At 71.8% G+C, this 11,765-nt stretch carries 8 protein-coding genes; 4 read left to right on the top strand and 4 right to left on the bottom strand.

Annotation, left to right across the window (positions count from 1 at the left end):
- Positions 1-50 precede the first annotated feature (50 nt).
- Complete coding sequence (locus ACZ3ZD_RS16830) at positions 51-1,115, top strand: AI-2E family transporter (protein ID WP_467397595.1); 1,065 nt, start codon at positions 51-53, stop codon at positions 1,113-1,115.
- On the opposite strand, the gene ACZ3ZD_RS16835 is transcribed toward ACZ3ZD_RS16830, so the two are convergent.
- Complete coding sequence (locus tag ACZ3ZD_RS16835; RefSeq protein WP_467397597.1) at positions 1,067-3,217, bottom strand: SpoIIE family protein phosphatase; 2,151 nt, start codon at positions 3,215-3,217, stop codon at positions 1,067-1,069. The two genes, ACZ3ZD_RS16830 and ACZ3ZD_RS16835, sit on opposite strands and share 49 nt — an antisense overlap.
- A 176-nt stretch (positions 3,218-3,393) precedes the next feature.
- Here ACZ3ZD_RS16835 and aspS point away from each other — a divergent pair, with 176 nt between their 5' ends.
- Positions 3,394-5,157, top strand: coding sequence for an aspartate--tRNA ligase (gene aspS, locus ACZ3ZD_RS16840; protein WP_467397600.1), 1,764 nt, complete (start codon positions 3,394-3,396; stop codon positions 5,155-5,157).
- Positions 5,158-5,261: 104 nt separating this feature from the next.
- A complete protein-coding gene (locus ACZ3ZD_RS16845; protein WP_467397602.1) occupies positions 5,262-6,143 on the top strand; it encodes an intradiol ring-cleavage dioxygenase in 882 nt (293 codons plus the stop codon).
- 6 nt (positions 6,144-6,149) lie between these two features.
- Here ACZ3ZD_RS16845 and ACZ3ZD_RS16850 read toward each other — a convergent pair whose 3' ends face one another.
- Positions 6,150-6,869: a nucleotidyl transferase AbiEii/AbiGii toxin family protein gene (locus ACZ3ZD_RS16850; RefSeq protein ID WP_467397605.1), complete on the bottom strand. Its 720-nt coding sequence runs from the start codon at positions 6,867-6,869 to the stop codon at positions 6,150-6,152.
- 149 nt (positions 6,870-7,018) lie between these two features.
- Between ACZ3ZD_RS16850 and ACZ3ZD_RS16855 the strand changes: the two genes are divergently transcribed.
- Positions 7,019-8,362, top strand: coding sequence for a pectate lyase family protein (locus ACZ3ZD_RS16855; RefSeq protein ID WP_467397607.1), 1,344 nt, complete (start codon positions 7,019-7,021; stop codon positions 8,360-8,362).
- Between the two features lie 88 nt (positions 8,363-8,450).
- On the opposite strand, the gene metG is transcribed toward ACZ3ZD_RS16855, so the two are convergent.
- Both metG and ACZ3ZD_RS16865 read right to left on the bottom strand, forming a co-directional pair.
- Positions 8,451-10,166, bottom strand: coding sequence for a methionine--tRNA ligase (metG, locus tag ACZ3ZD_RS16860; RefSeq protein ID WP_467397609.1), 1,716 nt, complete (start codon positions 10,164-10,166; stop codon positions 8,451-8,453).
- A gap of 123 nt (positions 10,167-10,289) precedes the next feature.
- Complete coding sequence (locus ACZ3ZD_RS16865) at positions 10,290-11,705, bottom strand: VWA domain-containing protein (protein WP_467397612.1); 1,416 nt, start codon at positions 11,703-11,705, stop codon at positions 10,290-10,292.
- Positions 11,706-11,765: the final 60 nt, after the last annotated feature.

The raw sequence follows: 11,765 nt of genomic DNA on the forward strand, positions 1-11,765 counted from the left end.
CCGGACTCGCGCGACGGGACCGCCGTGGTGCGCCGTGATCTGCTGGAGGCGTGCGACTCCTGCCCGTACCCGTCCTCCGGTTCGCCGCCTGGTGCGCCGTGGTGCTGCTCGGGGCCGCGGTGGCCTGGCTCGGCGTGCTGCTGTGCGGGGAGTTGCGTACGGCCGTCACACCGGTGCTGCTCGCCCTGCTGGGCACCGCGCTGCTCGGGCCCCTGTACCGGCGGCTGGTGCGCGCCGGCGTGCAGGCGTCGGTGGCGGCCGGGCTGACCTGTGTCGCCGTCGTGGCCGTCGTCGGCGGGGCCGTGTACATCGTCGTCGCCGCGCTCATCGACACCGGCGACCAGATCGTCTCCTCGCTGCGGACCGCCGCCAGGTCGGTCACCCGGCACTTCGGGGCCGCCGGGACCGGTCTGGACGACATCGCCGCCAACTCCCGTGAGCTGCTGCGCAGGTTCGGCGGGACGGCCGCGTCCAACGTCGTCAGCGGGGTCAGCGTGGTCGCCGAGTCCCTCGCCATGGCCGTGCTCGCGCTGCTGCTCGTCTTCTTCTTCCTGCGCGACTCCCACCGGGCCGTGACCGCCCTGCGCTCGGTCGCGCCCGGCGACCGCGCGGACACCCTTGAGGCCATCGCCCGCCGGGCGTTCGCCGCGGTGGAGGGGTTCATGCGCGGGACGACCCTCATCGCCCTCATCGACGCCCTGTGCATCACCGTGGGCCTGCTGGTGCTCCGGGTCCCCGGCGCGGTGGGGCTCGGCGCGCTCGTCTTCGTCGGCGCCTACATCCCCTATCTCGGCGCGTTCGTCTCCGGCGCGGTGGCCGTGCTGGTCGCCCTCGCCGACCGGGGCTTCGTGATCGCGCTGTGGGCGCTCGGGGTGGTGCTCGCGGTGCAGGTGCTGGAGGGGCACGTGCTGCAACCGGTGATCCAGAGCCGGACCGTGCAGATGCACCCGGCGGCGGTGATGCTGACGATCACCGCGGGCGCATCCGTCGCGGGCATCCTCGGCATGCTCCTCGCGGTCCCGCTGACCGCGGCGGCCTCCGCGGTCGTCCAGGAGCTGAGGGAGCGTCACACCAGCCCCTCCGACGCGCCGGCCTCCGGGCACCCCGGCTCGTAGAGCTCGAACCAGATGCTCTTGCCCTCGCCGCGCGGGTCCACCCCCCACGCGTCCGCGAGGAGTTCGATCAGCATCAGACCGCGGCCGGAGGAGGCCAGTTCGCCGGGGCGGCGCTTGTGCGGCAGGTCGTCGCCGGCGTCGAAGACCTCCACCCGCAGCCGCCGCCCGGTGCCCGCGCCGGTGACCTCGGCGAGCAGCAGCGCGTCGGTGTCCGTGTGCACCAGCACGTTGGTGACCATCTCGGAGACCAGCAGCACCGCCGAGTCCAGCTGGTCGGGCGAAGTCCAGTCGTGCAGCAGCTCGCGCAGCTGCTGGCGGGCCTCGGCGATCCGCTCCGGCTCGTCCTGGGCCACCGACAGCAGCGTGCGCCGCACCTGCGGCCGTACCGCCAGGGTGTCGCCGCAGCCGCAGCCCTCTCCCGGCCGGCACAGCAGCAGCAGCGCGATGTCGTCCTCGCGGCGGTCGGCCAGCGGGCCGGTGGTGTGGTGCGAGGACGGCCCGTGCACCCCCTGCACCAGGGCGTCGGCCAGCGACTCCAGGTCGCCCGCGTGGTCCTCCAGGATCGCGCGCAGCCTGCGCCAGCCGCTCTCCAGGTCGTGCCCGCCGGTCTCGATCAGGCCGTCGGTGCACAGCATCAGCGTCTCGCCGGGTTCGAGGGTGAACCGGGTCGTCGGGTAGTCGGCGTCCGGGTCGACGCCGAGCGGCGGTCCGCCGGCCGTCGGCCGCATCATCACCGTGCCGTCCGCCATCCGGATCACCGGGTGCGGGTGCCCGGCGCGGGCGATCTCCAGCCGGCCGGTCGGCGGGTCGGCCTCCGCGTACAGGCAGGTCGCGAAGCGGGGGTCGGCCCCCGGGTCGTCGCCGGTGGCCTGGGTGACGCCGTGCAGGAAGCGGGAGGCGCGGGAGAGCACGGCGTCCGGGCGGTGCCCCTCGGCGGCGTAGGCGCGCAGCGCGATCCGCAGCTGGCCCATGAGGCCGGCCGCGTGCACGTCGTGGCCCTGGACGTCCCCGATGACCAGCGCGACCCGTCCGGAGGGCAGCGGGATCATGTCGTACCAGTCGCCGCCGACCTGGAGGCCGCCGCCGGTCGGGATGTACCGGGCGGCCACCCGCAGCCCCGGGATCTCGGGGCCCAGCGACGGCAGCATGCTGCGCTGGAGGCCCTCGGTCAGCTCCCGCTCGGTCTCGGCGGCGCCGGCCCGGGACAGCGCCTGGGCGAGCATCCGGGCGACCGTGGTGAGGACCGCGCGCTCGTCGGGGGTGAAGGCCACGGGGTGGGTGAAGGCGGCCAGCCAGGCGCCCATCGTGCGCCCGGCGACCGTCAGCGGCAGGAACGCCCACGAGCGGCGCCCGAAGTGCTGGGCGAGCGGCCAGGTCACCGGGTAGCGGTCCTTGTACTCCTCCGGCGAGGACAGGTACACCGCCCGGCCCGAGCGGGCCACCTCGGCGGCCGGATAGGCGGTGGCCAGCGGCATGTCCGAGAAGGAGTCCATGTCACCGGGGTGGTGCCCGTGCTGGCCGATGACCGTCAGCCGGTCGCCCTCGACCCCGAACACCACCAGCCCGTCCGGGGAGAACCCCGGCATCGACAGCCCGCCGGCCACCCGCAGCACCTCGGCCGTCGACCGGGCCTCCGCCAGCGCCCGGCCGGCGTCCAGCAGGAACGCCTCCCGCGAGCGACGCCAGTCCCCGGTGACCGCGCTGCGGGCGGCGGCCGTGCCCGGGGTCGGCTCGGTCACCTCCTGGAGGGTGCCGATCAGTTCGTACGCGTGCCGCTCGGGGTCGTAGGACGGCTTGGACCGGCTGCGGACCACGCGCAGGATGTCGCCGTCGCCGTCCATGATCCGGATGCGCACCTCGGCGAGGGTGCCCTCGGCGACCGCCAGCCGCACCACGCCGGTGATCTCGTTCCAGTCCACCGGGTGGAAGCGGGCCCGGGTCTGGGCCTCGGTGAGGGTGGCCGGCTCGGCGGGCAGCCCGAGCAGCCGCGCCGCCTCCGCGTCCACGGTGACCAGGCCGGTGGCCGTGTCCCAGTGCCAGAGCCCGGTCGCGAGGGCGGCGAGGACGTCCTCGACGGACGGCAGGGGCTCACCTGTGCGCATTGCCCCACTTTAGGAATATGTGACCGAAGGCTGCCACCGTAGGCGGGCGGTCGGGAATGGTGGGGAGCCGGGCTGGGGGTGCCCGGTACCCTTGATGGGTCCGGGCCCCGTGCCCGTTCCGGCCGGTCCGCAGAGCCGGCAGGAGAACACCCCACCACGAAGGACGATGAACGACGATGCATCGGTACAGGTCCCACACCTGCGGCCAGCTCCGCGCCTCTGACGTCGGCACCGACGTCCGGCTGAGTGGCTGGCTGCACAATCGGCGCGACCTGGGCGGCATCCTCTTCATCGATCTGCGCGACCACTACGGCATCACGCAGCTGGTCGCCCGCCCCGGCACCCCCGCGTACGAGACCCTGGACAAGATCTCCAAGGAGTCCACGGTCCGCGTCGACGGCCGCGTTGTTTCACGTGGAACCGAGAACGTGAACCCCGACCTGCCCACCGGTGAGATCGAGGTCGAGGTCGCCGAGGTCGAGCTGCTCGGCGCGGCCCAGCCCCTGCCCTTCACCATCAACACCGAGGACGGGGTCAACGAGGAGCGGCGCCTGGAGTACCGCTTCCTGGACCTGCGCCGCGAGCGCATGCACCGCAACATCATGCTGCGTACGGCGGTCATCGCCGCCATGCGCCAGAAGATGGCGGCGATGGGCTTCAACGAGATGGCCACGCCGATCCTGTCCGCCACCTCCCCCGAGGGCGCGCGTGACTACGTGGTCCCCTCCCGGGTCCACCCGGGCCGGTTCTACGCGCTGCCGCAGGCCCCGCAGCAGTTCAAGCAGCTGCTGATGATCTCCGGCTTCGACCGCTACTTCCAGATCGCGCCCTGCTTCCGCGACGAGGACGCCCGCGCGGACCGCTCGCCGGGCGAGTTCTACCAGCTCGACGTCGAGATGAGCTTCGTGGAGCAGGAGGACGTCTTCCAGCCGATCGAGAAGCTCATGACCGAGCTCTTCGAGGAGTTCGGCGGCGGCCGCCACGTCACCTCCCCCTTCCCGCGCATCCCGTTCCGCGAGGCGATGCTGAAGTACGGCTCGGACAAGCCGGACCTGCGCGCCAAGCTGGAGCTGGTGGACGTCACCGACGTCTTCGAGGGCTCGGAGTTCAAGGCCTTCGCGGGCAAGCACGTGCGCGCGCTGCCGGTGCCGGACGTCTCCGGCCAGCCCCGCAAGTTCTTCGACCAGCTCGGTGAGTACGCCGTCGAGCAGGGCGCCAAGGGCCTGGCCTGGGTGCGTGTGGCCGAGGACGGCTCGCTGACCGGCCCGATCGCGAAGTTCCTCACCGAGGCGAACGTCGCGGAGCTGACCAAGCGCCTCTCCCTGGCCGCCGGCCACGCCGTCTTCTTCGGCGCGGGCGAGTACGACGAGGTCTCCAAGATCATGGGCGCGGTCCGCGTCGAGGCCGCCAAGCGCGCCGGCCACTTCGAGGACGGCGTCTTCCGCTTCTGCTGGATCGTCGACTTCCCGATGTACGAGAAGGACGAGGAGACCGGCGCGATCGATTTCTCGCACAACCCCTTCTCAATGCCGCAGGGCGGCCTGGAAGCCCTGCAGACCCAGGACCCGCTGGACATCCTGGGCTGGCAGTACGACATCGTCTGCAACGGTGTCGAGCTGTCCTCCGGCGCGATCCGGAACCACGAGCCGGAGATCATGCTCAAGGCCTTCGAGATCGCCGGGTACGACCGGGAGACCGTCGAGGAGAAGTTCGCGGGCATGCTCCGCGCGTTCCGCTTCGGCGCCCCGCCGCACGGCGGCATCGCCCCGGGCGTGGACCGCATCGTCATGCTCCTCGCGGACGAGCCCAACATCCGCGAGACGATCGCGTTCCCGCTCAACGGCAACGCCCAGGACCTGATGATGGGCGCCCCGACCGAGCTGGACGAGTCCCGCCTGCGCGAGCTGCACCTGAGCGTCAGGAAGCCGCAGCCGAAGTAGCGCGACCGCGGTGCGCGCCGATCTGTCCTGACTCGCTCTTGACGATCGGCGCGCACAGCCGTCTCCGGGCCCGGTGACAGGTTGCGTCCCTACGGTCCCGGCCCATGAACGAGACCCCTGAACCCGGTCGCGGAGACCGCGAGCCGTCCCGTCGTACCGTGATCATGGCGGGCGGTGCCGCCGCCGTCGCCGTGGGCCTGGGCGGCGCCCTGGCCGTCGACGCGTCCGCCGAGGACGGCACCTCCGCGGACCTCTGCTACACGCTGACCTCCGAGGCCGTGGAAGGCCCCTACTACATCGACGCCGACAAGATCCGGCGGAACGTCACCGAGGACCAGGCCGGCATCCCGCTGACGCTCACCCTGAAGGTGATCGACGCGGAGACGTGCGCACCGCTGCGGGACGCGGCCGTCGACATCTGGCACTGCAACGCGGTGGGCGTCTACTCCGGATACGAGTCGTCGGGCAGCGGCGGTGGCGGCGGGCCGGCCCCGACAGGCGCCCCCACCGGAACCCCGAGCGGTACGCCCACGGGCGCGCCCCCCACCCGCGGTCCCGGTGGCGGCGGCCACCAGGAGCCCACCGACGACAGCCGCTACCTGCGGGGCACCTGGCGCACCGACCGGCGCGGGTACGTCACCTTCCGGACCGTCTTCCCCGGCTGGTACCAGGGCCGCTGCGTGCACATCCACGTCAAGGTGCACGTCGACGGAACGTGGACGGACGCGGGCTACGAGGGCGGCCACACCTGCCACACCGGGCAGCTGTTCTTCGCCGAGAAGGCGGTGCTGCTCACCCAGGACGTCGAGCCGTACTCCGGCAACACCACGCCCCGCACCCCGCTCGACGAGGACACCCTCTACCCCGGCAACGGGCACGCGGGCGGCCTGCTGTACCTGTCGTACGACCGCAGACACATCGCGCGCGGGGTCCGCGCCCACCTCACCCTGGGCGTGGCCCCGGACCAGACGCACGACGGGAGCTGACCCGGCTCAGTCGCCCTGCCCGTCCTGCCCGTCCTGCCCGTCCTGCTCGTCGGTCTCGGTGTCCGGGGAGGCGCCCTCCTCCAGCAGCCGCTCGGCGATGTCGTCGGACCAGTGCTGGGCCCAGGCGCGCAGGGCGGCCACCCCGGCCTCGTCCAGGCCGTAGCGCAGGAAGTCCCGGTCGGCGTAGAAGTCCGTGCCGGTCAGACGGGACTGGAGGGTGGGCAGGTCGAACGGGTCGTGGGCGTGCCGGCGGCCCAGTTCCTCCAGGTCGGGCAGGGTGAACCGGGCCGCGCAGGCCTGTGCGTCGATCAGGTCGACGGCCGCGCCCCGGTCGTACAGCGCGCGGATCTTCGTACCGACGGCGTCCGCCAGGGAGAGCGTCGGGCCGTAGCCGGTGAGTTCCGGCGGCTGCCAGAACGCCTCCTTGTGCAGCGCGAGCCGGCATTCCTCGCCGGTCGGCGGGTCCGTGACCGCCAGCTGGGCGGTGAGCGCGGTGCCGGCGCCGGTCCGCACCCGCCGCCCCCGCGCCTCCAGGGCCGCGCGGACGGCACCGGCGATGTGCTCGACCGCCTCGGCGCTCTCGGTGGCGAGGTCCAGGTCGGCGTGCGGGCGGCACAGCAGTCCGTGCGCCTGGAGGGCGTAGCCGCCGGCCAGGACCAGACCGTACGGGCCGCTCGCCGCGACGACGTCCGCGAGGAGCCGGCGATGGGGTTCAGGGAAGTCCACGGAAGCATTTTCTCCGGCTTCCCGGCGCGGGAACGCGGCGCCCGACCGCGCCGTACCCGGAAATTCTCACCGGCGGCGGCAACTTCCCTGCGTCCGACGGCCACTGAGGGGTCGTAAGGCAAGTTCGACAGACCCCTAAGGACTCCTCCGTGGCAGCTCCCTCCCACCGCCGGTCCCTCCGCAAGCGGCGCACCCTCGCCGTGTCCGCCGCCGTCGTGGCGGCGGGGGTCGGCGCCGGGGTGTTCGTGATGAACGCGAACGCCGACGCCGTGGACCTGTACCACCAGACCCTCGCCGCCAAGGACGGCTGGGCCGCCTCCGGCACGGGCACCACCGGCGGCGCGAAGGCCGACTCCGCGCACACCTTCACCGTGTCCACCCGCGCCCAGCTCGTGAAGGCACTGGGCTCGGTCTCCGACACCACACCCCGCATCGTCAGGATCAAGGGCACGATCGACGCCAACACCGACGACAGCGGCAGGAAGCTGACCTGCGCGGACTACGCCGCCGGCACCGGCTACTCGCTCGCCGCCTACCTCAAGGCCTACGACCCCGCCACCTACGGCCGCTCCAAGCTGCCCTCCGGCACCCAGGAGAAGGCCCGCGCCGCCGCCCAGGCCAGGCAGGCGAAGAACATCGTCTTCAAGGTGCCGGCCAACACCACGATCGTGGGCGTGCCGGGCAGCGACGCCGGGATCACCGGCGGCATGCTCCAGATCCAGAACGTGGACAACGTCATCGTCCGCAACCTGTCCTTCTCCGCCACCGAGGACTGCTTCCCGCAGTGGGACCCGACCGACGGCGACGACGGCAACTGGAACTCGGACTACGACTCGGTCACCCTGCGCGGCGCGAGCCACGTCTGGGCGGACCACAACACGTTCACCGACGCGCCCCACTTCGACAGGGCGAACCCGAAGTACTTCGGCCGCGAGTACCAGATCCACGACGGCGCCCTGGACATCACCAAGGGCTCCGACCTGGTGACCGTCGAGCGGAACCGGTTCACCGACCACGACAAGACGATGCTGATCGGCTCCAGCGACACCGACAGCACCGGCAAGCTGCGGGTGTCGATCCACCACAACGTGTGGAAGGGCATCGTCCAGCGCGCCCCGCTGACCCGCATCGGCCAGGTCCACATCTACAACAACCTGTACGACACGACGACCGTCGACGGCTACGCGCCCCTGTACAGCATCAACTCCCGCGCCAAGGCCCAGGTCGTCGCGCAGGCCAACTACTGGACGGTGCCCTCCGGCGGCAAGGTCGCCAAGCTGCTCAGCGGCGACGGCACCGGCTCCGTCGCGGGCAGCGGCAACCTGGTCAACGGCACGGCCACCGACCTGGTCGCCGCGTACAACGCCGCGAACTCGAAGAAGATCAAGACCACGGTCGACTGGACCCCGACCCTCACCGCGGGCCTGGAGACCTCGGCGAAGAACCTCCCGACGGAACTGGCGGACACGACGGGGGCGGGCGTGCTGAAGTAACCCCGCCCGTACCCGAAGAGGGCACCGAGCGGGGTGCGCTCGGTGCCCTCAGGGCGCGGTGCGGCCCACCGGATGCGCGGGCGGCCGGTCAGGCCGGGTCGCCGCCGAAGCGGGTCCTGTAGGTTTCCAGGTCCTCGTCCGTGAGCTTGGCGAAGAGGACCGGCGGGACCGTGAAGGGGGTGCCGGGAGGTACCGAGGTCAGGGACTTCGCCTCGTCCTGGCTCACCCAGGTGGCGGTGTCGTCCGTGAGGGTGAACGCCTCGCGCATCGTCTTCGCCGTCGTCGGGATGAACGGCTCGGAGACCACCGCGTACAGGTGGATCAGGTTCATCGCCGTGCGCAGGGTGAGGGCCGCGCCCTCCTTGTCGGTCTTGATCTCCAGCCAGGGGGCCTTCTCCTCCAGGTAGGAGTTGCCGGCCGACCACAGGGCGCGCAGGGCCGCGGCCGCCTTGCGGAACTGGAGGGCCTCCATCTGCGCCTCGTACTCGGAGAGGAGCTCCGCGATCTGTTCGCCGAGCTTCGTCTCCGCCTCACCGGGCTCGCCGCCCGCCGGGACCTCGTCGCCGAACCGCTTGCGGGAGAAGGACAGCACGCGGTTGACGAAGTTGCCGAGGGTGTCGGCCAGGTCCTTGTTCACCGTGGCGGTGAAGTGCTCCCAGGTGAAGGACGAGTCGTCCGACTCGGGGGCGTTGGCGATCAGGAAGTAGCGCCAGTAGTCGGCGGGCAGGATGTCCAGCGCCTGGTCGGTGAAGACGCCCCGCTTCTGGGAGGTGGAGAACTTGCCGCCGTAGTACGTCAGCCAGTTGAACGCCTTGACGTAGTCGACCTTCTTCCACGGCTCGCGCACGCCCAGCTCGGTGGCCGGGAACATCACCGTGTGGAAGGGGACGTTGTCCTTCGCCATGAACTCGGTGTAGCGGACCGTGTCGTCCGCCTCGTACCACCAGGACTTCCAGTCCCGGTTCTCCGGGTCCTGGTCGGCCCACTCCTTCGTCGCGCCGATGTACTCGATCGGGGCGTCGAACCAGACGTAGAAGACCTTGCCCTCGGCCGCCAGCTCCGGCCAGGTGTCCGCCGGGACCGGGACGCCCCAGTCCAGGTCGCGGGTGATCGCCCGGTCGTGCAGTCCCTCGTTCAGCCACTTGCGGGCGATGGAGGAGGCGAGCTGCGGCCAGTCCGCCTCGTGCCGGGCGACCCACCCCTCGACCTCGTGCTGCAGCTTGGACTGGAGCAGGAAGAGGTGCTTGGTCTCGCGGACCTCCAGGTCCGTGGAGCCGGAGATCGCCGAGCGCGGGTCGATCAGGTCGGTCGGGTCAAGGACGCGGGTGCAGTTCTCGCACTGGTCGCCGCGGGCCTTGTCGTAGCCGCAGTGCGGGCAGGTGCCCTCGACGTAGCGGTCCGGCAGGAAGCGGCCGTCGGCGGGACTGTACACCTGGCGGATCGCCCGCTCCTCGATGAACCCGTTCTCGTGCAGCTTGCGGGCGAAGTGCTGGGTGATCTCGCGGTTCTCCGGGCTGGAGCTGCGGCCGAAGTAGTCGAACGCGAGCGCGAAGCCGTCGTAGACCGCCTTCTGGGCGTCGTGCGCCTGCGCGCAGAACTCGGCCACCGGCAGGCCCTGCTCCTTGGCGGCCAGCTCGGCGGGGGTGCCGTGCTCGTCCGTCGCGCAGATGTACAGGACCTCGTGGCCGCGCTGGCGGAGGTACCGGGAGTACACGTCCGCCGGGAGCATGGACCCCACCATGTTGCCCAGGTGCTTGATCCCGTTGATGTAGGGAAGGGCGCTGGTGATGAGGTGTCGAGCCATCGGGGGCTGCTCCCAGGTCGCTACGGGTACGAACCTTGAAATCGTAGCCGACGTGTGTATGCCGCCCGCTTCCCGTTTTGCGGGCTGAGAAGCGGGCGGGGTCACACCGGGTGGGCGCCGGGGTCAGGGGCGCCAGTTCGCCAGTACGCCGTCGTACAGCTCGGTGTCGGTCAGCTCGCGGGGGGTGGGGCCCGCGTGGAAGAAGGACGTGTTCGTGGTCTTCAGCTTGCGGAGGTAGTCGAAGGCCTTGTTGTCGTGCTCACCGAAGGCGACGAAGGAGAAGAACACGGTGGGGTCGGACTCGGCGGCCTCGGTGAGGGCCTGGGTGGCAGGGGTCTTCGCGTCCGGGGCGCCGTCGGTCTGGAAGACGACGAGGGCGGGGGTGGTGGGGGTGGGGGTGTGCTTGCGGTGGTGGGTGAGTACGGCGTCCACGGCGGCGTGGTAGCTGGTACGGCCCATGCGGCCGAGGTCGGCGTGCACGTCGTCGATCCTGGTTTCGTGGCCGGGGGTGAGGGTGAGGTCGGTCGTCCCGTCGACCTCCGTCGAGAAGAACACGACGTGGACCGTGGCCTCGGGGTCGAGGTGGGCGGCGAGGGCGAGGGCCTGGTCGGCGAGGGCCTGGGCGGAGCCGTCCTTGTAGTACGGGCGCATGCTCGCGGAGCGGTCCAGCACGAGGTAGAGCTTCGCTCGGGTGCCGGTGAGGTTCGTCTTCTTCAGCGCGGCCGCGGCGGCCTTGTAGGCGGTGGTGAGGGAGGGCGCGGCGGACTTGATCTTGGCGGGGGTGATGGCGGGCTTGGCCTTGCCGGGGGCTTCGCGGGGTGCCTGCGGCGGTTCCGGGTGCGTGGCCGCCTCGGCTTCGCCTTCGGCGTCCGCGGTCCCACCCGCACGGGTTTCCTGCGGCGGCTCGGGGTGCGTTTCCGCCTCGGCTTCGCGGGTTGCCTGCGGCGGTTCCGGGTGCGTGGCCGCCTCGGCTTCGCCTTCGGCGTCCGTGTTCCCACCCGCATCCCCCGTGCGGGTTGCGTCGTCCGGTGCGGGTGGCGCCTGTGGGGTGTCCTCGTCGTCGGCGGCCTGCGGGGCCGTCGTCGGCTCGGCCTCCTCCGTGGTGATCCGCTCCGGTTCCGCTTCCGCTTCCGGCTTCGCCGGCGGCGGGGTCTCCTCGTCCGTCACCTCGAGCTCGGCCTCGGCCGGAGTGGGCTGGTGGGGGACCTTGATCTTGTCGAAGGCCGCTGCCACCAGGTCGTGTTCCTCGGAGGTCTCCGGAGGGGACTGGCGGGGGTCCGGGATGGTCGTCGTACCCTCCGGGGCCGGGGCCTCCGCGTCCCGGGCCGGGGTTGCGGGCTCCGCGTCCTGGGCCGGGGTCGTGGCCTCCGGGCCCGTGACCGGGGGCGTGGTCTCCAGAGCCGTGACCGGGGGTGCGGTCTCCGGATCCGGGGTCGGGGTCGCTGCCTCGCGGGGGTCTGGGACGGTGGGCTTGCCTGCGGTGGGGTCGGTCTTGCGGGAGCGGGTGAATGCGTTCCGCAGGAGAGTGAGAATGCCCATGTGCGCAACCCTTCGCGTGAGGTTGTAGCCCGTCAATCCCTGGCCAGGACGGACACGTAA

This window comes from Streptomyces sp. NPDC023481, from assembly GCF_055560195.1.

Coding starts and splice junctions, on each gene's coding strand:
- ACZ3ZD_RS16865 (WP_467397612.1), bottom strand. CDS start 11,705: ATGGGCATTCTCACTCTCCTGCGGAACGCATTCACCCGCTCCCGCAAG.
- aspS (WP_467397600.1), top strand. CDS start 3,394: ATGCATCGGTACAGGTCCCACACCTGCGGCCAGCTCCGCGCCTCTGAC.
- ACZ3ZD_RS16835 (WP_467397597.1), bottom strand. CDS start 3,217: ATGCGCACAGGTGAGCCCCTGCCGTCCGTCGAGGACGTCCTCGCCGCC.
- ACZ3ZD_RS16845 (WP_467397602.1), top strand. CDS start 5,262: ATGAACGAGACCCCTGAACCCGGTCGCGGAGACCGCGAGCCGTCCCGT.
- metG (WP_467397609.1), bottom strand. CDS start 10,166: ATGGCTCGACACCTCATCACCAGCGCCCTTCCCTACATCAACGGGATC.